The 23467-nt window shown below is 72.8% G+C and carries 14 protein-coding genes; 4 read left to right on the forward strand and 10 right to left on the reverse strand.

What is annotated here, in order from left to right; genetic code table 11:
* Positions 1–6 precede the first annotated feature (6 nt).
* Positions 7–228, reverse strand: a complete 222-nt coding sequence (locus ACZ5SK_RS04910) for a hypothetical protein (protein ID WP_327312951.1) — start codon at positions 226–228, stop codon at positions 7–9.
* A gap of 173 nt (positions 229–401) precedes the next feature.
* Between ACZ5SK_RS04910 and ACZ5SK_RS04915 the strand changes: the two genes are divergently transcribed.
* On the forward strand, positions 402–1811 hold the full coding sequence (locus ACZ5SK_RS04915; protein ID WP_334582654.1) for a cytochrome P450: 1410 nt from the start codon (positions 402–404) through the stop codon (positions 1809–1811).
* Between the two features lie 45 nt (positions 1812–1856).
* Here the strand turns inward: ACZ5SK_RS04915 and ACZ5SK_RS04920 are convergent, their stop codons facing one another.
* The 5 genes from ACZ5SK_RS04920 to ACZ5SK_RS04940 form a co-directional block, all read right to left on the reverse strand.
* Positions 1857–4331, reverse strand: a complete 2475-nt coding sequence (locus ACZ5SK_RS04920; RefSeq protein WP_334582653.1) for a CBM35 domain-containing protein — start codon at positions 4329–4331, stop codon at positions 1857–1859.
* Positions 4332–4431: 100 nt separating this feature from the next.
* A complete protein-coding gene (locus ACZ5SK_RS04925) occupies positions 4432–5259 on the reverse strand; it encodes a carbohydrate ABC transporter permease (protein WP_361706493.1) in 828 nt (275 codons plus the stop codon).
* Entirely contained in the window at positions 5256–6179 is a 924-nt protein-coding gene (locus tag ACZ5SK_RS04930) for a carbohydrate ABC transporter permease (RefSeq protein WP_334582651.1), read from the reverse strand. The genes ACZ5SK_RS04925 and ACZ5SK_RS04930 overlap by 4 nt, the downstream gene beginning before the upstream one ends.
* Positions 6180–6196: 17 nt before the next feature.
* Positions 6197–7519: an ABC transporter substrate-binding protein gene (locus tag ACZ5SK_RS04935; protein ID WP_334583795.1), complete on the reverse strand. Its 1323-nt coding sequence runs from the start codon at positions 7517–7519 to the stop codon at positions 6197–6199.
* A 79-nt stretch (positions 7520–7598) separates the two neighbouring features.
* Positions 7599–8636, reverse strand: coding sequence for a LacI family DNA-binding transcriptional regulator (locus ACZ5SK_RS04940; RefSeq protein WP_319674374.1), 1038 nt, complete (start codon positions 8634–8636; stop codon positions 7599–7601).
* Between the two features lie 137 nt (positions 8637–8773).
* On the opposite strand from ACZ5SK_RS04940, the gene ACZ5SK_RS04945 reads away from it, so the two are divergent.
* The 3 genes from ACZ5SK_RS04945 (at position 8774) to ACZ5SK_RS04955 (ending at position 16060) form a co-directional block, all read left to right on the forward strand.
* The gene (locus ACZ5SK_RS04945) at positions 8774–10903 is read left to right on the forward strand and encodes an alpha-galactosidase (protein ID WP_468575349.1); all 2130 of its coding nucleotides are present in this window, start codon (positions 8774–8776) and stop codon (positions 10901–10903) included.
* 970 nt (positions 10904–11873) lie between these two features.
* Positions 11874–14597, forward strand: a complete 2724-nt coding sequence (locus ACZ5SK_RS04950) for an MGH1-like glycoside hydrolase domain-containing protein (protein WP_361706489.1) — start codon at positions 11874–11876, stop codon at positions 14595–14597.
* Positions 14594–16060 carry an alpha-amylase family glycosyl hydrolase gene (locus ACZ5SK_RS04955; RefSeq protein ID WP_334582648.1) on the forward strand — a complete coding sequence of 489 codons (1467 nt, stop codon included), beginning with the start codon at positions 14594–14596 and terminating at the stop codon, positions 16058–16060. Before ACZ5SK_RS04950 ends, ACZ5SK_RS04955 begins: the two co-directional genes overlap by 4 nt.
* Before the next feature lie 2 nt (positions 16061–16062).
* Here ACZ5SK_RS04955 and ACZ5SK_RS04960 read toward each other — a convergent pair whose 3' ends face one another.
* The 4 genes from ACZ5SK_RS04960 to ACZ5SK_RS04975 all read right to left on the reverse strand — a co-directional run bounded on the left by ACZ5SK_RS04960 (position 16063) and on the right by ACZ5SK_RS04975 (position 23446).
* On the reverse strand, positions 16063–16602 hold the full coding sequence (locus tag ACZ5SK_RS04960; RefSeq protein WP_334582647.1) for a DinB family protein: 540 nt from the start codon (positions 16600–16602) through the stop codon (positions 16063–16065).
* 109 nt (positions 16603–16711) lie between these two features.
* Complete coding sequence (locus ACZ5SK_RS04965; RefSeq protein ID WP_334582646.1) at positions 16712–18517, reverse strand: hypothetical protein; 1806 nt, start codon at positions 18515–18517, stop codon at positions 16712–16714.
* Entirely contained in the window at positions 18514–22254 is a 3741-nt protein-coding gene (locus tag ACZ5SK_RS04970) for a vWA domain-containing protein (protein ID WP_468575352.1), read from the reverse strand. The genes ACZ5SK_RS04965 and ACZ5SK_RS04970 overlap by 4 nt, the downstream gene beginning before the upstream one ends.
* 4 nt (positions 22255–22258) lie before the next feature.
* A complete protein-coding gene (locus tag ACZ5SK_RS04975; RefSeq protein ID WP_361706568.1) occupies positions 22259–23446 on the reverse strand; it encodes an ATP-binding protein in 1188 nt (395 codons plus the stop codon).
* Positions 23447–23467: the final 21 nt, after the last annotated feature.

Here is a 23467-nt window from a genome sequence, read left to right on the forward strand (position 1 = left end):
CTCCCCTCACACCTCATGCGGGGCGAAGAGCTCCAAGTGGCCGCAGGCGCGGCAGCGGTGGGCGTCTATCTGGAAGCGCGGCCGGCCGAAGCGCTTGGCTCCGCCCAGGACCCCTCGCTGCAGCGGGCCGGGGATCCACCGCGCGTATCCCCGGGAGTGGTCGCCGGAGTCCTCGACGAATCCCGGTTCCAGGTCGAACCCCTGGCATTGAGAACACCTGATCTCCATACCCGCACTGTAGAAGCAGACCGGGTGCCGGGACACAGCGCAGGTCGACGACGCCGGGTCCGCCGGGCCCTGCCCCCGTGGTTCACCGCAGGCGGGGTCTGGGATATGGTCCCCCCGGTTCCGGCTACCTCATGAAAACGCGCCGGTACGGGGAGTGTCGGAGGGGCGGCAAGATGGAATCCCAGGTGGGCGAGGGCGCATCCGTGGACCTGGACGGCGCGCGGTTGGAGACGATGACTCCCGAACCGCTGCTGACCCGGGACTACGAGACGCGGCCCTCCCTCGTGTACGAGAGGCTGCGACAGCGGCACGGCCCCGTCGCGCCGGTCGATCTGCTGGGCGTGCCCGCCTGGTTGGTCCTGGGCTACCGCGAGGCGCTCGACGTGCTCCAGGACGACGCCGGCTGGCCGAAGGGGCTGGAGAACTGGCGGGCCCGCTCGGAGGGCAGGGTGCCGGCCGACTGGCCGCTCGGGCCGTCCCTCGAGGTCAACCACGTACTGATCCAGGGCGGCCCCGGCTACCGGCCGTTGCGGACGGCCTGGGACGCGGCTCTCAAACCGTTCCAGGACCCGCGTCACGCCCAGGCGAAGCGGCTGAAGACGGCCGTCGCCGCCTACGCCGACGAACTGATCAGCCTGGTGGGGCAGGCCGGCGGCACGGGTCTGGCGGATCTGTCCGCCCAGTTCTCCCGTCCGCTGCCGCTGATGGTGGCCAGCCATCTGCTCGGCTTCCCCGGCTCCCAGGGCGACGACGCGCTGATGGACATGTGGCGGGTGCTGGACGCCGGACCGGACGCGGAGCCCGCGCTGGAGCGGCTGCTGGCGGCGCTGGCCGAACTCGCGGCGGTGAAGCTGAAGAAGCCGGGCGACGACTTCCCCTCCTATCTGCTGGCCGCGCACCCCGAGCTCTCACTCGACGAACTCGCCCGTGAGCTGTTCATGCTGCTCGGCATGACCTCCGACCACGTCGGCATCCTCATCTCCAACACGGTGGTCGAGGTCATCTCCGGTGAGGGCGGCGTGCGGGCCAGTCTGTCGGCCGGGATGGTCAGGGAGAGCATGAACCGGGTGGTGATGCGCAAGCCGCCGCTGGTGAACTTCGTACCGCGGTTCGCGGCCGAGGACACCCCGCTCGGCAACTACACGATCCGGGCGGGCGATCCGGTGTGGGTCTCCTCCGCGGCGGCGCACGCCGACCCGCTCTTCGCCGACAACGTGTGCCCGAGCACCACGGTCAGCACCCGGGCGCACCTGTCGTGGGGTGCGGGCCGCCGCCAGTGCCCGGCGCGCGAACTCGCCTCGACGGTCGCCGCGGTCGGCGTGGGCCGGCTGTTCGAGCGGTTCTCCGACCTGGAGCTCGCCCTCCCCGTCGACCAACTGCCGTGGCGTTCCTCGCCCTTCATGCGGGGCCTGCGCTCGCTTCCCGTGCGGTACGAACTGGCCGCGCTGCCGGAGCAGCCGCCGGCGGCCGCGCCGGCAGCGGATCCGGCCGAATCGGCGCAGGCCCTGCTGCCGGACCCGGCCGTCCGTCAGCGCTCCTCCCTGTGGCGCTATCTGACGGGACTCATCGGCGTCGGTCGCTGATCCCGGGACGCCGCGAACGCCCCGGGACCGGCCGCGCACATCGGACTACGACTGGCGGACGACGCGGCCCAGTTCGATGCGGTCGATGTTCGGGGCCCAGGCGTTCGCGTTGGCGAAGGTCACGCTGTTGGCGCCCTTCTTCAGATCGACGGGGACGCCCAGCGTCCAGTAGTCGTCCCCGCTCCAGGTGTTCTTGAAGGTGACCTTCCGCGGCGCCGCGGCACCGACCGTGATGTCCGCCGTACGGGACATGATGTCGGTGTTGTAGGCGTGGCCGTTGTCGCGGCGGTCGTTGTGCGCGTAGTGCACGACCAGGACGTAGCGGCCGGACTCAGGCGCCCGCACCGTGAACCGGGCTGTGTTGGCGGGGCTGTTGCCGAGATCGCCGATGTAGGAGCCGCCGGAGGCGTGGGCGGAGTCGACGAGCCTCGCCCCTCCCGCGAGGGCGGCGGACGCGGCCTCGTAGGAGAGGACGCCGGTCGTGGAGCCCGTGCCCGACACGTCGAGGGACCGGACGGCCGCGTGTGCGGCGGTCAGCGCCACACGGTTGTTGCCCGCCACCAGGTAGAGCCGCAGCGGCCTGCTCGGCGCCGCCGTCACCTTCTCGCCGTGCAGGGCGACTTGCACGGGCGCCGAGGAGCGCGGCACCACCGTGTAGTAGCCGTCGCGCGGGGCGTACACGTCGAAGACGGCCCTGTCGCCCCGGCGCAGGACGAGGGCGCCCGTGCCCACACCGGCCGACGAGGAGTAGTCGTACGACGGCCTGCCGCTGATGTCCGCGAGCGTCGCCTCGTAGGACGCCGACGGGGTGCCCGTGCGCGCGGTCAGGTCGATGCGGTCGAGGGTGACCTCGGCGTCGCCCTTGGCGAGCGTCAGCACATGGGTGCCGGCCGACAGCTCCACGCCGAGGTCCTTCTTGGCGCGGTACGTCCAGTTCTCCGTGGAGGGATACGTCACCGTCACCGGGGCCGCGCCGTCGACGGACAGCTTCTGCGTCGAGGGAGCGCCGGACTGGTTGCCGTACAGGACCGCCAGGTCGTACGTCCCGTCCGCCGGGACCGTCACTGTGAAGTCCACTTTGCTGGCAGGGGTGTTGAGGGAGCCGACGTCCTTGGTGCCGGAGGCCGCGTAGCCGTTGGCGTTGCTCACCGTCCCCTGGGTGTAGACCTGGCCGCCGGTGATGGCCGCGTCCTCGGCCTCGTACGACGCCGACCAGGGGACCGTGGCGGGGGAGGGGGTACCGGTGCCGCCGGGGGTGAGCACGATCCGGTACGCGGACATCTTGTGGGCGCCGCGCAGTGGCACGGTCACCGAACCGTCGTCCGCCACCTTGAGCCTGGTCCGGGCGAGGACCTGCGGGGCGGCATGCTGTCCCTCGTAGCCGGACCAGGCGGCCTCGGCGACGGTCGCGGTGACCGTACGGCCGAACACGGACCGGGGGACGTTGCGCAGCACGACGTCCGAGTCGCCGTCGGAGCCGCCGAGCAGCACCTGGGCCTGGCGGCGCGAGGCGTCCAGGGAGGCCAGGCCCTGAAGGGTGTCGACGGTGTCGGCCTGCGGCGGGGTGACCTGCACGGTGTCGCCGGTCAGCCCGGCATACCAACGGAAGAACCACCAGCCGCCGTTGGGGATGTTGGTGCGCACCACGTTGCCGTCCAGGTTGCCGGCGGCGTCCCAGTAGGCCTGGTTGGCGTACACCTTGTTCCGCTCGAACATCGAGACCCACTGCACGAGTTGGCCCGGCACGGACAGATCACGGCGGTTGGCGTACTCGTCGATGCTGATCTTCAGCGGTGCGATGCCCAACTCACGTTCGATGGAACGGTAGTTGTCGTAGTGCCCCTGGAAGTCCCGGAGCGAGCCGGAGCTCAGCTCGTGCCAGGTCAGCACCTGGGGCAGGACGTTCTCCCGCTTGGCGAAGGTGAGGAAGTCGGTCATCAGCCGGGTGTGGTAGCCCGTCTCGTTGGGGCCGGCGATCCTCGCGTCGGGGTCGATCGCGCGGATCCGCTGGTACACCGTCTTCCAGTCCCTGAAGAACCGGTCGCGGTTCACCTCGTACTGCGCCTGGTCGGCGACGCCGATGTTGTACCAGATCCAGTCGGGCTCGTTGAACGGGATGTAGACGAAGCGGTCGCTGTTCGGGTCGGCCGACACCTCCTTGACGATCTTGTCGACCTTGGGGAGGTAGTCGTCGATGCCGAGGTCCTCGTACGGCCACTTGGCGTAGATGTCCTGCATCATGACGTTGATCTCGCCGCCGCCGTTGCGGAAGAACGACCTGGAGACGGAGAGCGCGTCCCCGTTGGGATGCTGGGCGCCGCCCTCCGGTTTCTGCGAGATGCTGGTGATCTTCAGCGGCTCCAGCGCGGCGTCGCTGGGCACACCGTCGTCGCTGAGCCCGTACAGCGCGCCGTTGGCGCCGCGCAGCACCGGGCCCTCGGAGGCGGCGAGGTCGACGGTGAGGCGCTGCGGGTCGGCCGCGGCTGCCGCCGGGCCCGCTGCGGGGAGGGTGCCTGCCATGGCGGTGACTCCAAGTACGGCGGTGACAAGGGCTGTTCTCGTACGGGTACGTATGCGGGGTGTCGTACCGGTGCGGGGGCTCACGCTGCTGGACCTCCGGTCATTTGACGGCTCCACTGGTGATTCCGGACACGATCTTTCGCTGGCCGACCAGGAACACGGCGACCATGGGCAGGCTCATCACCACGACGTAGGCGAAGACGAGATGCCAGTTGTTGAGGTAGAGCTGGGCGGAGGCGACCTTGTAGAGGTTCAGCGGGAGGGTGGCCCGCTCGCCGCCGCCGAGGACGAAGAAGGAGTAGAAGACGTCGCTCCAGGCGTACAGCATCACCATGATCGTCGCGGTGGCGATCACGGGCCTGAGCAGCGGAAGAATGATCCGCAGGAAGATCCGCAGCGGCCGTGCCCCGTCGATCCGCGCCGCCTCCTCCAGCTCCAGCGGGATGGCGCGGATGAACCCCGTCATGAAGAAGATCGACGTGGACAGGTACATCGCGGTGTAGACGGCGATCATCCCGGGCCGGGTGTTGGCGAGGCCCAGCTGCCGCAGCTCCATCACGATGGTGATCACCGCGGGCGGCAGCAGCAGCCCGCTCACGCAGAGCGCGTACGCCGCCGAGACGAGCCAGGACCTGCGGCGGGCGAAGACCCAGGCGGCGCCCGCCCCGAGGACCAGCACGAGGGCCACCGAAGGCACCACGACCAGCGTCGAGTTGACGAAGCCGCGCAGCATCTCGCCCTCGCCGAGGACGTCCGCGTAGTTGCTGCCGGACTGCCAGTGCCGCGGCAGGTCGAGGTTCGGCCTGAGCGCCTCCGCCTGCGGCTTGGCCGAGGTGACGACGACCAGCCACAGCGGCACGCCGACGGCGAGACCGGCCAGGAGGAGGACGAGGACGGGGCGGCCGTAGCGCCACAGCAGCGCGGTCACAGCAGTTGCTCCCTTCGCCGCAGGCCGACGACCAGCGGGATCGCGACGGCGACCACGACCAGGAACAGCACGAGGCTCATCGCGGACGCCTGGGCGTACAGGCCCTGTCCGAAGACCCGGAACATGTAGATGTTGAAGACCTCCGTGGAGGCCGCGGGCCCGCCCCCGGTGGTGGCCTGCACGATGTCGAAGGTGTTCATCGACCCGATCAGAGCCGTCGTCACGTTGAAGGTGAGGGCCGGCGCCAGCATCGGCCAGCGCACCGACCGAAAGGTCCGCCAGGGCCCCGCGCCGTCGCACTTCGCGGCCTCCAGCATCTCGCCGGGGATGCCCTTGAGGCCGGCCAGATAGATCAGCATGGACAGGCCCATCCACTTCCAGCCGTGCACGACGGTGACCAGGACCAGCGTCCAGGTGGTCGAGCCCAGCCATGGAATGTCCGTGCCCAGCACCGAGTTGACGGCGCCGTCCTGGTCGAGCAGCGCCTGGAAGACGTAACCGGTGGCGAGGGCGGAGATGAGCACCGGGAGGAAGAAGACGGCGCGGAAGAAGCGGTTGAAGCGGGTGTCGGCCTCCAGCAGCAGGGCCAGCGCCAGCCCGAAGCCGTTCTGGAACAGCGCGGCCAGCACGGCGTACAGCAGGGTGGTGCGGATCGCGCGCAGCAGCGAGCCGTCGTCGGCGATGGTCCGGAAGTTGTCGAGGCCGGTGAAGGAGATGCCCGGGTGGTAGGAGGACCAGTCGGTGAACGGGTAGTAGAAGTTGAGCAGGTTCGGCACCAGGAAGAAGCCCGCGAAGACGGCGATCGCGGGGAGCGCGAACCACCAGGGGTGGTGCACGGCGGCGCGCGGGAGCCGTCCCACCCGCTTCGGTCCGCTTCTCGTCGTCGGCTGCTCGTCTGTGCGTATCGCTGTGTCCGCCATGGGAAGCCCCGTGTCGTCTAGAAGCCGGGCGCGCCCTGGGCCTTGGCCACCTGCGCGAACTGGTCCTGGATCGCCTGGGCGACCTGCTGCGGACTCTTCTTGTCGTAGATCATGTCGGCGAGGTAGAGATGGGTGTCCGGGGCGACGATCGCCTTGGCCTGGAACACTCCGATGGCCTTGGGCAGGGCCGCGACCTGGGCCTTCGACGTCCCCGGAAGTCCGTCGGGGGTGGGCACGGACGGCTCCACGGACGGGATCTTCATCGCCTTGATGTAGGCGGGGTAGTCCGGGCCGAGCCAGAAGGCGAGGAACTGCCGGGCCGCGTTCTGCCGCTTCTCGTCACCCGTCCTGAAGGCGACGACCCCGTTGGTCTGGTCGGGGGAGTACAGACCGGTCGCGGAGGATTCGGCGACCGGGAACCAGCCGATCTTCGAGTCGATCTCGGCGGTGGAGTGCTTGGCCTGCAACTGGCTCTGGAAGGAGGTGACGTTGAGGACCATGCCGACGTCGCCGTTCCACAGCGCGTCGGCCTGCCCCGTGAAGGTGCCGGTGCGGTAGTTCTTCTGGGCGAGGCCCGCGTCGAGCAGCTTCTCCTTGTACTTCTTGATCGCGGCGACGACGACCGGGTCGGTCCACTTCTCCTTGTTCTCGTTCAGGCCGGCCCACCACTGCTGGTCGAGGTCGGTGAGCTGGACCTGCATCTGCCACTGCAGGGGCCACTTGTCGCCGCCGGCCTCGTAGAAGGCGGCCGTGCCGGCCTTGTCCTTGACGGTGTGACCGACGGCCAGCAGTTCGTCGTACGACTTCGGGAAGTCCTTCTCGGTCAGCCCGGCCCGCCGGAAGACGTCCTTGTTGTAGTAGACGCCGAGCATGGCGGGGCTGGTGACGATCGCCGCGTACCGCTTGCCGTCGATGACGCCGAGCGACCTCTCGGTGGCGCCGAGCTTGGAGACCCACTCCTCGCCGTCCAGGGTGAGGAGGTTCTGCCGTGGCTGGACGAACGGCAGGGTGGAGATCGACGGCTGCCAGAACATCAGGTCCGGGCGGTCGCCGGAGGCGAGTTTGGTCGGCACGTTCTGCTCGTAGAGGTCCGGGATCGCCTGGGTCTCCACCTTCGCGCCGGTGGCCTTCTCGAAGGCGTCGATGACCTGCTTGGGCGCGTTGAGGGTGTTCTGCGCCGTCCACATGGTCAGTCGTACGCCGTCCAGGCGGGCGGTCGGGTCGACGGCGGACTTCTTCGCGTCCGTGCCGGAGTGGGCGGCGGTGGGGTCGCTGCACGCGGTGGCGGCCAGGCCGAGGGCGCAGGCCAGCGCCAGGGCAGGGAGAGCTCTTCTCATCATCACGTGCCTTTCCGGAACAGGTGGTGCAGGAGACAGGACTCGTTTCTGCGGGACGTATCCGTGGGGCTCGTAGAGGGGGTCAGTCGTGAGCGGGCGCGGCCCCCGAGCTCTCCCGCACCACCAGCTCCGGTACGGAGACGGGGTGCGGGGCGATCTGCGCGGACTCCTCCAGCGCCCCGTGCAGCAGGGCGAAGGCGGACCTGCCGAGGCCGGTGAAGTCCAGCCGCACCGTCGTCAGGGACGGCGTGAGGTAGGCGGAGTGCGGGGCGTCGTCGAACCCGGCCACACTGACCTCGCCGGGCACGGACCGGCCTGCCTCGTGCAGGGCGCGCAGCACCCCGAGGGCGAGGTCGTCGTTACCGCACAGGATCGCGGTGACGGCCGGATCCCGGGCGAGCCTGCGGCCCGCCGCGTGACCGCCCGCCGGACCCCAACTGCCCTGCATGGGACGGGGTTGCGGAGCCCCGGCCTCCTTGAGGGCCTCGCGCCAGCCGGTGGTGCGGGCGCCGGTGCGCCGGGTGCTGGACGGGATGGCCACGTAGTGCACGGTCTCGTGGCCGAGGGAGAGCAGATGCCGGGTCGCCTGGTAGGCGGCCTCGCGGTCGTCGGTCCACACCCAGGGGCGGTCGCCCGCGGGCGGGCTCGCCGGCGTCTCGACCACCCCGACCACGGGCAGTCCGGCGGGGACGGCGGTCAGGGCCCGGACGCCGGCCGGATCGTAGGCGATCACGATCAGTCCGCCGCTCGCGTCCGCCGCCCGCTGTACCTCGGCGGCGACGGCTGACTCGTCCGCCGATTCCAGCACGCCGATGCCCACCGCGTAGGACGCGGCGCGGGCCGCCTCCTCGATGCCCTGGAGGATGGAGGCGTAGCCGTAGTGAGTGGTGTTGGCGGTGAGTACGGTCACGGCCCGGCTGCGCCCGCTGGCCAGCGCGAGCGCGGTCGCGTTGCGGCGGAACCCCAGCTCGTCGATGGCGGCGAGCACCCGCTCCCGGGTCGCGGGCTTGACGCTGGGATGCCCGTTGATCACCCGGGAGACCGTCTGGTACGAGACTCCGGCGGCCGTCGCGACGTCCCGGATGCTCGCCGGACGCCTTGTGTGACCGGTCACATTCATGCCAGGATTGTGACCGGTCACACAGGGGTCGTCAAGAGACCGTAACGAGGGATTCACGCGAGTGACGCGACCGCCGCCGGCGCACCGGCAGGGGCGGGGTCGGGAGGGGAAGCACCTTGACCGGTACGGCGGATGCAATGCGGAGAGTCATCAACTACCCCCAGGTTCGGTTCAGTTGGGCTCATCCGGCCCTTGAGATCGAGTTCGGCACCGCCCCCGACGGGACGTTGCGTCTGCTCCGGCTGGACCGGGTCGACGACGACCCCGGCTTCGCCCCGGACCCCGAATCCGCCCTCCCCCTCGTCGAGTTGACCGCTCTCGGCCACGGCAGCGGCTGGTCCGGCCCGCGCTTCACGGGGACGGCCCTCGGCGCACGGCTGCGCTACCGGTCCCACCTCGGCGGCAACGGCCCCGACCGGCAGTGGCTGACCGTCGAACTCCACGACGAGGCAACCGGGCTGACGGCGTTCGTCGAGCTGACGTCCCCCGCCGGACTGCCCGTCCTGTGCTCGCGCGTCCGGCTGCGCAACGAGGGCGCCGAGCCTGTCGTCGTCCAGTCCGTCAGCAGCCTGCTGCTCGGCGGCCTGCCCTCGCCGGACGACCTCGACGTTCACCGGGCTCGTAACGACTGGCTCGCGGAGTGCCGCTGGTACGCCGAGCCGCTGCGCGACACGGTCGCCGACATCAACGTCGGCGCTCACCAGCACGACAGCCGGGCCGCCCTCGCCCTCACCGGACGCGGTAGCTGGCCCACCGACGGGCATCTGCCGATGGGCGCGCTGACCGAGCGGGGGAGCGGCCGGACCTGGCTGTGGCAGGTCGAGTCTCCGGCCGGCTGGCGCTGGGACCTGGGCGAACGCGCCCGCCGTACCTATCTGGCGCTGAACGGCCCCACGGACGCGGAGCACCAGTGGCGGGTCCGCCTCGCCCCCGGCGCGGAGTTCACCACGGTGCCCGGGGTCCTGGCCCTCGGCGCCGGGTTCGACGCGGCGATGGGCGCGCTGACCTCGTACCGCCGCGCCGTCCGCCGTCCGCACCCGGATCACGCGGCGCTCCCCGTCGTCTTCAACGACTACATGAACACGCTGATGGGCGACCCGACGACGGACAAGCTGCTGCCCCTGATCGACGCGGCGGCCGAGGCCGGAGCGGAGTACTTCTGCGTCGACTCCGGCTGGTACGACGACGACGCCGACGGCTGGTGGGACAGCGTCGGCGAGTGGCTGCCCTCGCCGCGCCGCTTCCCCGGCGGCGGGATCCGGGCGGTCCTGGAGCGGATCCGGGAACGGGGCATGGTGCCCGGGCTGTGGCTGGAGCCGGAGGTCGTCGGGGTGCGCAGCCCCGTCGCCGCCGCGCTGCCACCGGACGCCTTCTTCCAGCGCGACGGCGTACGCCTCACCGAGCAGGGCCGCCACCAGCTCGACCTACGGCACCCGGCGGCCCGCGCGCACCTTGACCGGACGGTGGACCGCATCGTCGGCGACTGGGGCGTGGGCTATCTCAAGCTCGACTACAACATCGTGATCGACCCGGGCACCTGCGCACCCGGCGACCTCGCACCGGGGGCCGGACTGCTCGGCCACGCCCACGCCTACCTGGACTGGCTGTCCGAGGTGCTCGACCGCCACCCCGGTCTGGTCGTCGAGAACTGCGCCTCGGGCGGCATGCGGATGGACGGCGCCACGCTGGCCGTCACCCAGCTCCAGTCGACCAGCGACCAGCAGGACCCGTTGCGCTACCCGCCCATCGCCGCCGCCGCGCCGACGGCCGCCCCGCCCGAGCAGGGCGCCGTCTGGGCCTACCCGCAGCCCGGCTACGACGACGACCTGATCGCCTTCACCCTCGGCGGCGCCCTCCTCGGACGCATCCATCTCTCCGGTCACCTGGACCGGATGACGCAGCGTCAACTCGCCCTGGTGCGGGACGCGGTGAGCGCATACCGGACGATCCGCGGGGATCTCGCACAGGCCGCGCCGTTCTGGCCGCTCGGCCTGCCCGGATGGACGGACGAGTGGCTGGCCCTGGGGATGCGGGCACCCGGCGACCGGACGTCGTACGTCTCCGTCTGGCGCCGCGGCGGTAAGCTTGAACTCCAGCTGCCCGTAAGGCACTTGGCGGGACGCGCAGTACGGGCGGAGATCCTGCACCCGTCCGCCGCGACCGCCGGCTCGGCGGTCTGGGACGGCAGCGGCCTGCGGATCTCGCTCCCGCGCACCCCGGCCGTCCTGCTGATCCGCCTCACCCAGCAGCCCGCGAACCTCCCGTGAGGAACCGCCTGTGAGCAACCGCCCGGTGGCCGACCGCGCCGGGCGGCCTCAGATGTCGCGGGACTGGAGGAGTTCGAAGAGGAGGCGGGCTCCGGCCCCGTTGAGTGGGGCGGCACAGGCGGGACCCGGCCGGACGTGACCCGCCGGCGGGGGAGCGGCAGCCGGCGCGGGGCGCGGCCGCCAGGCCGGGGGAAGCGCGCCTCCGCGTCGGCGCAGTGCACGACTCTCACGGTGGCGGCATCGACGCCTTCGCCGAGGCCGCCCACGACGTACTGCCCGGCGAGGTCCGGGGCGAACGGTCGGTCACTGCAGAAGAGGACGTGCCCCGGACCGGCGAAGGCGAGCAGCGTGGACAGGGGCCGCCGGGCCGTGAGCCGGAGGCGGGGGACCGTGACCTCCCAGCGCCCTCGTCGCCCTCGTGCAGCGGCATCTGGCCGGCTCGCGGGTGGTCGAGACGTATCAAGCAGCCTCGACTTCCGTCGGCGGCTGCTGCGCGCCCGGCACGCGGGGGCCGCCGACCGCAGCGCCCTGTCCGTCGCCGGCGACGGACGCCGCGGCGAAGGATCAGGTGAACCGGTTTCGGGACACGATCGGCCACGACACGGTCGACGCCGGTCCGCCCGCCGGCAACTGGCGCATCGGAGCCAACCCCCGATCCAGGTCCAGCCGTACCTTGGCGGCCGGCTCGGGGGCTGGGCAACGCCGAGGACCGCGGACGCCGGTTCTTCCGGACGCCGGGCCTCCCGGTGTCCGGAAGGACGAGTTCGCGAACCGATCGACTCGGCCTCCCGGCGACGGCGGGCGGCTCCGACCCCATCCCGCCCGCTGAGGGCGACGCGCCGTACAGGCGTTGATCGCGGGTCAGCCGTTCGGCGTAAGTGGGGTCCGCGGCACCGACAGGTCATTGCGGGCCGGTGCCCTGCGCCCCAGGGTGGACATAGCGCGGGGGCGGTGGCGAGGAGGACGGGCGATGAGGGACGGCGACGGAGCGGCGGATGCCGAGCGGAGGCGGCTGGCGGAGGCCGACGAAGGTGTGGCGCCCTGGCGGAGGTGGGGGCCGTACCTGAGCGAGCGGCAGTGGGGGACGGTCCGGGAGGACTACAGCGTCGACGGCGACGCCTGGTCGTACTTCACCCACGACCAGGCCCGCTCGCGCGCCTACCGCTGGGGCGAGGACGGCATCGCCGGTGTCAGCGACGACAAACAGCGGCTGTGCTTCGCGCTTGCCCTGTGGAACGGCCGCGACCCGATCCTCAAGGAACGGATGTTCGGGCTGACCAACGCCGAGGGCAACCACGGCGAGGACGTCAAGGAGTACTACTTCCACCTCGACAACACGCCCACCCACTCGTACATGAAGTACCTCTACAAGTATCCGCAGGGCGAGTTCCCCTACGCCGACCTCGTCGACACCAACCGGGCCCGCGGCCGCCGCGACGTCGAGTACGAGCTTCTCGACACCGGCGTCTTCGACGAGAACCGCTACTTCGACGTGGTCGTCGAGTACGCGAAGGCCGGGCCCGAGGACCTGCTGGTCGAGATCACGGCGCACAACCGCGGCCCCGACGAGGCCACCCTCCACCTCCTGCCGACCCTCTGGTTCCGGCACACCTGGTCCTGGGCGGGCGGCGACGCCGTGCCCTGCCTGCGCGCCACGGACGGCGCCGTCCGCGCCGACCACCCCGAACTCGGCCCCCGCCGGCTGTACCACGACGGCACCGCGGAGCTCCTGTTCACCGGCAACGAGACCAACAACGAGCGGATCTTCGGCAGTCCGAACGCCACGCCCTACGTCAAGGACGGCATCGACCGCTACGTCGTCCACGGCGAGACCGGCGCCGTCGACCCTTCACGCACCGGCACCAAGGCGGCCGTCCACCATGTCCTCACCGTCCCCGGCGGCGGCAGCGCGACCGTCCGGCTGCGGCTGACCGACACCGAAACGGCAGACCCCTGGGGGGAGTTCGACGCCACGCTGGACCTGCGCCGAACCGAGGCCGACGCCTTCTACGACGGCATCACCCCGGACGGCATGGGCGACGAGGAGCGACGCCTGGTCCGGCAGGCGCTGGCCGGCATGCTGTGGAGCAAGCAGTACTACTACCTGGACGTCGAGCGCTGGCTCGCCGAGCACGGCGTCGACCCGCTCGCCGCCGACCCCCGGATCCGCAACAGCGCCTGGTACCACATGGTCAACGACGAGATCATGTCGATGCCGGACACCTGGGAGTACCCGTGGTTCGCGGCCTGGGACCTCGCCTTCCACACCCTGGCCCTGGCCATGGTCGACATCGGTTTCGCCAAGAGCCAGCTGGAGCTGCTGCTGCACCGGCTCTACCTGCACCCCAACGGCCAGATCCCCGCGTACGAATGGAACTTCGGCGACGTCAACCCGCCCGTGCACGCCTGGGCCACCCTCTTCGTCTACGAACTGGAGAAGCATCGCACCGGACGCGCCGACCGCGCCTTCCTGGAGAACGCCTACCAGAAGCTGGTGAAGAACTTCACCTGGTGGCTCAACCGCAAGGACGTCGACGGCAACAACGTCTTCCAGGGCGGCTTCCTCGGCCTCGACAACATCGGCGTCTTCGACCGCAGCGCCCCGCTGCCCACCGGCGGCCACCTCGACCAGGCCGACGGCACCGCATGGATGGCCCTGTACTGCCAGAACCTCCTCGACATCGCCATCGAACTCGCCGTCGACAACCCCGTCTACGTCGAGCAGGCGCAGATGCTCTTCGAGCACTTCGCGTGGATCGCCGTCGCCATGAACCGCGTCGGCAAGGACAACGCCAGCCTCTGGGACGAGGAGGACGGCTTCTTCTACGACGTCCTGCGCCTGCCCGACGGCACCGCCACCCCGCTGAAGGTGCGCTCGCTGGTCGGCTTGATCCCGCTGGCGGCGACCAGCGTCATCGGCGGCCGGGCGGACCAGAGCTTTCCCGAACTGGTCCAGGGAGCCCAGGAGTTCATCAAACGGCACCCGGCCGTCGAGGCCTTCGTCTCCCGGCAGGCGACCGCCGAGCCGGGCGCCGACGGCCGCTATCTGTTCGCCCTGTTCGGCGAGGACCGGCTGCGCCGCATCCTGGCCCGCATGCTCGACGAGGCCGAGTTCCTCGGCCCGCACGGCATCCGCTCCCTCTCCCGCCACCACGCCGACCATCCGTACACCTTCGATGTCCACGGCCAGACGTACGGCGTCGGCTATCTGCCGGCTGAGTCCGACTCGGGGATGTTCGGCGGCAACTCCAACTGGCGCGGGCCGGTGTGGTTCCCGATCAACCTGCTTCTGATCCGCGCGCTGCTCAACCTGCACGGCTACCACGGCCCCGACTTCCGCGTGGAGTGCCCGACCGGCTCCGGACGGCTGATGAACCTCTACGAGGTCGCCCGGGAGATCTCCGACCGGCTCACCTCGACCTTCCTGCCGGACGGCGAAGGTCACCGCCCCGTGCACGGCGCACAGCCCCAGTTCGCCAAGGACCCGCACTGGAAGGACCTGATCCTGTTCTACGAGTACTTCCACGGCGACGACGGCACGGGCCTCGGCGCCTCCCACCAGACCGGCTGGACGGGCCTGGTCGCGGCCACCACGACGCTGTTCCACACCCTCACCCCCGACGAGTGGCATCGCGGCGGCCGGGAGTCCCTGCGCCCGAAGAGCGACGGCGACCGTGCGGAGCCCCTGTCATGACGGTGCTCTACGAGATCAACACCCTTGTCTGGCTGGGCGAGTTGAGTGCGCGGTACGGGCGCCGCGTCACCCTGGGCGACGTGCCCGGCAAGGCCTGGGACGAGGTCGCGCTGTCCGGTATCGACACCGTCTGGCTGATGGGTGTCTGGGAGCGCAGCCCGGCCGGTCTGCGGATCGCGCTGCGCGACGAGGCCCTGCTGACGTCGCTGCGCGAAGCCCTGCCCGACCTCACCGAGGCGGACATCGCCGGATCCCCGTACTGCGTACGGGACTACGTCGTCGACGCCTCGCTCGGCGGACCGGACGCACTGGCCGCGGCCCGGGCCCAACTCGCCGCCCGCGGACTGCGGTTGATCCTCGACTTCGTCCCCAACCACATCGCCCCCGACCACCCCTGGCTCACCGCGCACCCCGACCGCCTGATCCAGGGCACCGCGGACGACCTGGCCCGAGCCCCCGGCGAGTACATCGAGGCCGCCGGCCGGGTCTACGCCCGGGGCCGTGACCCGTTCTTCCCGTCCTGGCCGGACGTCGTCCAGTTGAACGCCTTCAGCGAACACCTGCGCGCGGCGACCGTGGACACCCTGGTGGCGATCGGCGACCAGGCGGACGGCGTGCGCTGCGACATGGCGATGCTGCTGATGAACGACGTCTTCGCGAAGACCTGGGGCGACCGGGCGGGACCGGCTCCCACCGAGGACTTCTGGCCGTACGTCGTCTCGCGCGTCCGCGAGCGCCACCCGGATCTCCTCCTCGTCGCGGAGGCCTACTGGGACCTGGAATGGGCCCTTCAGCAGCAGGGCTTCGACCACTGCTACGACAAGCGGCTGCGCGACCGCCTCCTGCACGAGGACGCCGACTCCGTCCGCGCCCACCTGGGAGCCGACCTCGCCTACCAGCGACGCCTGGTCCGCTTCCTGGAGAACCACGACGAGCCACGGGCCGCCGCCACCCTGCCCGGCGCGCGGGAACGGGCGGCGGCCGTCGCCGTCGCCACCCTGCCCGGAGCGACCCTCTGGCACGAGGGCCAGTTCGAGGGACGCCGGGTGCGTCCACCGGTGTTCCTCGCCCGCAGACCGCACGAGCCCGTCGACGAGCCGCTGCGCGACTTCCACCGCCGGCTGCTGCCGGCCGCGGCCGCCGTCCGACGGGGCGCATGGCGGCCGCTCGCCCCGACGGGCTGGCCGGACAACGACACCCGCCGCAACCTGCTGGCCTGGACCTGGACGGACGGCGACGCCCGCCACCTGGTCGTCGTCAACGACTGCGACCAGCCGTCCCAGGCCCGGCTGCCCCTGCCCTGGGACGACCTGCGCGGTCGCCCGCACCGCCTGACCGACCTGCTCACCTCACAGTCGTACGACCGCGACGGCGACGAACTGGCCGACCCCGGCCTGTTCGTCGCCCTGGAGCCCTGGCAGACCCACGTCCTGGAGGTCGCGGAGGTCTTCGGGAGCGGCTGAGGTCAGCCCATGCTCTTCGACCCGTCCAGGGACTCGCGGATGATGTCGGCGTGACCGGCGTGCTGCGCGGTCTCGGCGACGATGTGCAGCAGGACCCGGCGGGCCGACCAGCGCAGGCCCGGCTCGAACCACGGGGCCGACGGCAGGGGGTGGTCCGCGTTGAGGTCGGGCAGGGTCGCGACCAGCTCGTCGGTACGGTGCGCGACCTCGTCGTAGTCCTTCAACACTCCTGCCAGCGTCTCGCCCGGGAGCATACGGAACTCGTCGGCCCGCTTGGCGAAGTCCTCCTGGGTCATGCTGCTGAAGTCGGGCATCGCCGACGGGCCCTTAAGAATGAACGCCGCCCAAGACCGTTCGACCGACGTGACGTGTTTGATCAGGCCGCCGAGACACAGCTCGCTGGCCGTGGTCCGCTGCCCGAGCTGCTCGTCGGTGAGGTCGCGGGTCGTGAAGCGCAGGAAGTGCCGCTGCTTGGCGAGCGCCTCCAGCAGGTCGGCGCGCTCGCCGGTGACGGTCTGGGCGAGGGGGGTGGAGTCGCTCATGGTCCTCTTCTTCCGTGACTGCCGTGAAGGCTGTTCCGCGGTCGAGGACCACGTTAGAAGCCATAGAGGTCAGATCCTGACCTAAAGGGACGGGCGTCGGCCTGCGTCCTCACAGCATCGCCGTCACCGCCTCCGTCCGCGCACCCCAGGCCGCCGCGCACAGGGTCCGCTCGACCTCGGCGGTGTAGACGGCCGCGGCCAGCCAGGCGCGGGCGAAGCGGCCGGTGTCGGCGGGGAGCAGCCGGCCGAAGGCGTCCCGGGAGCGGTCCGCGGCGGCGGCCCGCAGGTCGTCGAGGAGGTCGCCCGCGGTGGCGAGACCGACGCGCCGCAGCCGCCCGCCGTCGCCCGCCCCGCTGTCCGGGAACGCAAGAACCCGACGGCCGCCGGAGACCGCCTGGTGCACACGGCGGCTCAGGAGATGCAGCGGCGCCTCGTCCACCACGGGAGCGGGGACGGGGGCGGAGGCCGCCCTGGACGTGGGCAGGTCCGCGTGTTGGAGGCGGTCGAGGCCCACATCCACCCGGGCGTCCGGCTGGGCGGGATGTTCGGCGGCGAGCAGCAGCGCGCGCGGGAGCGGCCCCGGCACGAGCCGCGCGACGACCCGCAGCCGGCTGCCCCGGGCGGCGGCCAGCAGGCGGAGGTTGTCGCGGTACGGCAGCGCCGGATCCTCGTGGGCCGTGGCCAGCCGGACGGGGAGGCCGTCGCAGTCGGCCAGCAGACAGTCGCCGGCCGCCTCGCGGACCGTGCCCGCCAGGGTGACGTCGAGGAAGAGCAGGCCATGGCCGCCGCTCAGAGCACGGGCGACCTGCTCGGCCACGGGCACCGCCCACAGCCGCTCCAGCGGCTCCGCGTCCCAGGCGGCACCGGACGCGCGCACCGCCCGCACCCCCGCCCCCGCGCCGAGCCGCCCCGTCGGCGAGACGGTCGCCCCCAAGACCGCGAGCCCCGCCCGCGACAGCTCACGGTGGGTCAGGGCGGTGTCCCCGATCCGGACGGCACGGTCGGCGGCGCCGATCGCCCGGCTCGGTCCGCCCGGAGCCACGTCGGACACCGTGTACAGACGGCCCCCGGCGTCGGCGGTCCAGGTGACCGCGCCCGCGTACCCGGTCGCCGTCGACACCGGCTCGGAGAAGACGCCGTACAGGCGCAGCGAGCCGTCCGGGGCGTACGGCTGCCGTACGGCGCCGCGCAGTTCGGCCAGGTCCGGGCCGTTCGCGAAGGGCAGCCGGTGGGCCACGCCGAGGACGGTGCGCAGGGCGTCCACGAGGTCGGACTGCCGGTACCCGGGATCGGCGGAGCGGGCCGCGCGTATCCCGGTGACCGCGGAGACCGCCGAGGCGGCGGCACGGGGGAGTCCCGCGAGCCGGGCGGTGTGCGCGGCGCGCAGGAGCTCCGCCTGGAGCACGGCGCCGGACCCGTCCGTACCGGCTTCCAGAACGGCGGCCGACGCGTCGTACACGGCCTGTGCGGCGGCGAGCTGGGCCGGGCCGGCGGTCTCCGGCTCCGGCTCCGTGCCCTGCGCCGCCGCCTCTTCCTGCGCCGCCGCCGCGTCCTCCTCCGCCTTCTTCTTTGCTTGCGTCTGCGCTTGCGGTGAGGACGTGGGTGCCGTGTCTGGCGTGGGGTCGGCGACCGGCGCGGCCGAGGCCGCCGCCGCGCGGTGCAGACAGTCGGGGGCGAGCAGACAGCCGCAGCGGATCGCGTCCGCGTCGGCCACCGTGCCGCCCGGTGCGTGCAGTTCGAGGTCGGTGTCGTCGTCGACGGCGATCCGTACGGTGTCGCCCTCGCGGACGACCGGACGAGCCGTCAGCTTGGCGATGCCCGCGTCCAGCCGCTTGCGCAGCCGGGGCGAGAGCGCCTCGACGAGTTCGGCGGTGACGGACGGGGCGACCGGAGGCAGCTCCGGACTCGAGCTCATGCGATCTTCTCCCCTACCCAGCGGGCGAGTTCGAGCGGGCTGAGGGCGGCGACGGGCATCCCCGCGGCGACGAGCTGACCGGCGACGCCCGTGGAGTAGCGGGGCCGGCCGGTGTCGTCGAGGCTCGCACAGCCCAGGACGTGACAGCCCGCCCCGACCAGCGCGCGCACCTCGGCGAGCAGCCCGCCGAGCGGGTAGCCCTCCTCGAAGTCGCTCACGACCACGACGAGGGTCCGCGACGGCACAGTGACCAGCTCACGCGCGTGCCGCAGCCCTGCGGCGATGTGCGTGCCGCCGCCGACGCTGACCTCCAGCAGCAGCGACAAGGGGTCGTCGACCTGGCCGGTGAGGTCGATGACCTCCGTGGAGAACGCCAGGAAGTGCGTGGACAGCGTCGGCACCCCGGCCAGCACCGAGGCCGTGAGCGCGGCCCACACCGTGGACGCCTCCATGGACCCCGACACGTCCGTGACGAGGATCAGCCGCCAGTCGGCGGCCCGTCGCGCCCGCGTGCGGAACACCGGGCGCTCGGGGATGACGTGCACCGTGCCGTCGGGGCCGCGCCGCGCGGTCGCCAGGTTGGCGCGCAGCGTACGGGGCAGGTCGAGCCCGCCGCCCGGACGCCGGCTGGGGCGCGGCAGCGTCGTGCCGTGCAGAGCGGGCCGCAGCCGGGTGGCGAGCTGCCGGGTCAGCGCGTCGACCAGCCGCCGGACGAGCGGACGCAGCGCGGCCAGCCGCGCCTCGGGCAGCCCGCCCGCGTGCCGCAGCACCGTGCGCAGCAGATCGACCGAGGGGCGCACGCTGTCCGCGTCCAGCTCCATGAGCACGTCGTTGCGCCCCGACGCGGCGGCCGCAGCCAGCACCTCCTCGCGGATGCCCGGCCCGAACAGCGCCGCCAGTTCTTCCGACCACTCCCGCACCCCGGGATACGGTACGTCCCGGCCGCCGCCGGACCCCGGCCCCGTCAGGTTCCCACGGCTGCCCTCGCCGCGCCCGCTGCCGTACAGCTCGTCCAGCGCCGTCGCCAACGAGCGGGCGGACGAAGGGAGCCGGTCGCTGCGGCGGCCCAGGACGAGCCGCCAGCGGTCGGCGGGAGCGAGGCGGCGATCCTCCTCGACAGCGCCCACGACAGCGCCCACGACAGAGCCCACGACGGAGCCCACGACGGTGCGGGTACCGGTGTCGGGGGCGGTTGCGGGGGTGACGGCCTCGGGGGTCGGCGGCTGTGCGTCGCCGCGTGGCGCGGGCAGCAGCCCCAGCGATCGAAGGGTGGCACGGGCCGCGAGGTCCGCTCCGGTCCAGGCGGCGAGCGCGGCCGGGTCGACGCCGTCGGTGTCGGCGACGTACCTGGTGTCGAGGCGTTCCTCGACGGCCGCGAGGAGCCGGTCGCGGGCGGCGGGACTCAGCGTGTCGAATCCGCCCCGCAGCGCGGGAAGCCGGTCGAGGAACTCCCCGTCGGACAGCTCGGAGATCCGGTCGAGCAGGGGCTCCAGCGCGGGCGCGGCGGCTTCCAGCAGCGGGCCCGCGGCGGTGAGCAGCCCGCTCAGCCGGGCCGTCAGGGCCGACCGCGCGTCGGGGTCGACCGCTCCGTCGACCCAGGAGGCGACACGGTCGCCGAAGGCCCGGGCGTCCTCCTGCCCGAGCAGCACCCGGACGGCTCCGGCGGCACCGCGCATCAGCGGAGAGCCGGCGGCGGCCAGCCGGGCGAGGGCGTCGGTGAGCCGGATTCCGCCCAACAGATCGGCCCGGTGGGCGAGTTCGAGCAGGGCGCGGGCGTCGGCGGGGTCCTCGGAGCCGGTCAGGCCGTCCACCTGCCGCACCGCCGCCGCGGTGAGCAGCTCGGCGACGCCGGCCGCACGCGCCGTACGGTCCTCGTCGGCGCCGAGCCCCGGCACGTGACCGGCCCGCAGCCGGTCCAACAGGGCCAGTGCGGCGAGGAGTTCGGGCAGCGTGCCGGCGTGCGGCAGCACCTCGGCGACGTCGTCGAGCCGCTCGTCGGCGAGCAGCGGCAGCCCGCACTCGGCGGCTTCCACGAGCCCTTGCAGCACCTGGGCGGCCGTCGAACCGCCCTCGTCCCGCTCCGCGCGCCGCCGTTCACGCAGCACGCCCTCGGCGGCCTGGGCGGCGGTGACCCCCCGCATGCCGGCCGCGGTGAGCATGGCCGCCGTCGCCGGCGTCCAGCGCACCTCCCAACGCGAGGTGAGGGCCTCGGCGCCGCCCGCGCCGACGACCTCCTTCGCCTCCCCGTACGGCACCCCGCACACGGTGAGCCGCCGCAACAGCAGCTCACGACGCCGGTCGAGATCCGAGCGCAGCGGGTCCAGCCGCAGCTCCCGGGCCGGGCCCAAGGAGCTCTCCGGTCCGGGCAGGCGCAGCCCCGCCACCTCGTCCTCGACCGCCGGGGCGAGACCACTGCGTGGCGTGTCCGGCGCGGGCCGGCCGGTGCGCGTGCCGACGAGCACCCGCTCCATCGCCCGTGCCACGGCCCGTCCCCTCCCGTACGGCTCGCCCTGCGCGAGGACCGTCTGCACGGCCTCGGCCAACTCGCCACGGCCCGCCGCGGGCAGCCCGCGCAGCCGGGCCAGATCCGAGGCCAGCCGGATGATCTCCCGCGCGTCGGCGGGCCCGGACGGATGCCCGAGCCCCCGCAACTCCGCGCAGACCCGCACGGCCGCCCGCGTCAGCGCCTCCTCCAACGCGGCCGGATCCCCTGCCGCCCGCCACACCATGTCCTGCCACTCCGGGTCCCGGATCCCGGCCGGATAGCCGGAGCGCTCGTCCAGGAGCGCATAGGAGTAGGGGATCAGGGAGGTGGTCCACGAGCCCCGCCCCGGGGCGCCGGCTTCGGCCCGCTCGCCGCCGGCCGGGACGGAAGCTCTGCCCTGCTCGGGCAGGGCAGAGCCGGACGTCACTGCCCGCCCGTCACCGCCAGGGGGGCAGGCCCCGGGCCGCTCCTGTCCGGGACGCTCGGCGACGATGCTTGGTTCGGCGACGGTGCCGCGTTCGGCGAGGGCCGACCCCGTCAGCGCCGGGGCGTGGAAGGCGCCGATGATCACCGCGGCCCGGGCGCCGTCGGCGGTGGCCTCGGTGATACGGGACCGCATCCACCGTTCGCGCCGCAGATCCAGCTCGGGCACCCCGCCGCAGGCGGCCGCGTCCTCGCGCAGCGCCCACCCCGTCAGCAGGGCCGCCCGGCGCAGGGCCTCGGGCGGGGAGCCCGGAGCGGTCGCCTCGACCAGCCGGTCCCACAGATCGTCGCCGGGGCGGCCGGTGAGCCGGGCACGGAGCGCGTCGGTGAGCCCCCGCGCACCCCCTGGCGCCGTGCCGCCGTCGCGGCTCTCGGCCCACGCCCGGTCCGTGAGGGGCAGGTCGCAGGCGATCACCGGGACACCGCGCCGGGCGGCCCAGCGCACCGCGGCCAGCTCGGGCGAGAAGTCGGCGAACGGATAGAACGCCGGACCCCCGCCGCCCCCGCCGCCCCTGCTGTCACCGGGCGCCGCGGCGAGCGCCACCGGAGCCCGGGTCCCCTCGTGCCCGAGCCAGGGCAGCCACTCCTGCATCTCGGCCGGCAGCTCGACGAGCACCACGTCGGGCTTCGCCTCGTCCAGCAGCGCGGGCACGGCGGCGGCCAGCGAGGGCGCGTGGTGCCGTACGCCGATGAGGTAGGGCGCGGCCGGGTCGGTGAGAGCGGCGAGCGCCTCGTCCGGGGCGCCCGGTGCGGTGGGGTGGAGGGACACGCCGTCAGCCCTCCAGGACCGTGCGCAGATCCCACAGGGTGCGCCAGGTGGCCGAGCCCTGTTCCGCGCGGCGACGGACGGGACCGTCCCAGTAGCCGCGCAGCCGGGCCGCGTCGGCGGGATCGTCCTTGCGGACGACGCCGAGCAGATGGCCCGGCAGCAGGCCCAGGACGTCACGGTCCCCCGGGAAGTACGCCGCCGCGAGCGCCAGCGCGCCCGCGACGGACACGGCCTCCGCGGTGCTCATCACCGTGGACGGCCGCTCCACCTCCCAGCCCTCCGCCGACCGGCCCTCCCGCAGATCGCGGAAGGCGGTGACCAGAGCCTCCAGCACGGCGTCGTCGACCTGGAAGGGCGCCCCGGCCCGCTCCACCGACGCCCGCGCCTGACTGCGCACCAGCGCGGTCTCCGCGTCGAGGTCCGGAATCGGGCCGACCGTCTCGAAGTTGAAGCGGCGTTTGAGGGCCGCGGACATCTCCGAGACACCCTTGTCGCGCAGGTTGGCCGTGGCGATCAGGTTGAAGCCCGGCGCGGCATGCGCCAACGCGTCGTCGCTGCCCGCCAGTTCGGGTACGGCGATGCGCCGCTCCGACAGCAGCGAGACCAACGAGTCCTGCACCTCGGGCAGACAGCGGGTGACCTCCTCGACCCGGGCGATGGCGCCCCGGGACATGGCGGTCAGCACCGGCGAGGGCACCAGCGCCTGCCGGCTCGGCCCCTGCGCGAGCAACAGGGCGTAGTTCCAGCCGTACTTGAGCTGGTCCTCCGTCGTGCCCGCCGTGCCCTGCACGACCAGGCCGCTGGTGCCGCACACGGCGGTGGACAGCAGCTCCGACAGCATCGACTTGGCGGTACCGGGCTCGCCGACGAGCAGCAGCCCGCGTTCCCCGGCCAGCGTGACCACGCACCGCTCCACCAGCGCCCGGTCGCCGACGAACTTGCCCTCCACCGCCAGGCGGCGCGGCACCCCGTCGGGGGCGTCGACGCCGTCGGGCAGCTTCAGGGCGCGGCCGTCGCTGCCCATGACGAACGTGACGACGGCACGCGGGGTGAGCCGCCAGGCGGGCGGGCGCGGCCCGTCGTCGTACGCGGCGAGGAAGGCCAGCTCGGTGGCGTACCGGTCCTCGGGCGGGACGATCTGGCGGACGGGGCCGGCGGAGGGGGCGGTGTCGGACAGGGCGGTGGTGGTCATCGGCGCGCGTTCTTCCAGGCG

The sequence above is a fragment of the Streptomyces sp. NPDC031474 genome, from assembly GCF_055581185.1.

Bases quoted from the DNA above. Each gene is read 5' to 3' on its own strand.
- ACZ5SK_RS04910 (WP_327312951.1), bottom strand. From the start codon at position 228: ATGGAGATCAGGTGTTCTCAATGCCAGGGGTTCGACCTGGAACCGGGA.
- ACZ5SK_RS04915 (WP_334582654.1), top strand. From the start codon at position 402: ATGGAATCCCAGGTGGGCGAGGGCGCATCCGTGGACCTGGACGGCGCG.
- ACZ5SK_RS04920 (WP_334582653.1), bottom strand. From the start codon at position 4,331: ATGGCAGGCACCCTCCCCGCAGCGGGCCCGGCGGCAGCCGCGGCCGAC.
- ACZ5SK_RS04930 (WP_334582651.1), bottom strand. From the start codon at position 6,179: ATGGCGGACACAGCGATACGCACAGACGAGCAGCCGACGACGAGAAGC.
- ACZ5SK_RS04935 (WP_334583795.1), bottom strand. From the start codon at position 7,519: ATGATGAGAAGAGCTCTCCCTGCCCTGGCGCTGGCCTGCGCCCTCGGC.
- ACZ5SK_RS04940 (WP_319674374.1), bottom strand. From the start codon at position 8,636: ATGAATGTGACCGGTCACACAAGGCGTCCGGCGAGCATCCGGGACGTC.
- ACZ5SK_RS04945 (WP_468575349.1), top strand. From the start codon at position 8,774: ATGCGGAGAGTCATCAACTACCCCCAGGTTCGGTTCAGTTGGGCTCAT.
- ACZ5SK_RS04950 (WP_361706489.1), top strand. From the start codon at position 11,874: ATGAGGGACGGCGACGGAGCGGCGGATGCCGAGCGGAGGCGGCTGGCG.
- ACZ5SK_RS04955 (WP_334582648.1), top strand. From the start codon at position 14,594: ATGACGGTGCTCTACGAGATCAACACCCTTGTCTGGCTGGGCGAGTTG.
- ACZ5SK_RS04960 (WP_334582647.1), bottom strand. From the start codon at position 16,602: ATGAGCGACTCCACCCCCCTCGCCCAGACCGTCACCGGCGAGCGCGCC.
- ACZ5SK_RS04965 (WP_334582646.1), bottom strand. From the start codon at position 18,517: ATGAGCTCGAGTCCGGAGCTGCCTCCGGTCGCCCCGTCCGTCACCGCC.
- ACZ5SK_RS04975 (WP_361706568.1), bottom strand. From the start codon at position 23,446: ATGACCACCACCGCCCTGTCCGACACCGCCCCCTCCGCCGGCCCCGTC.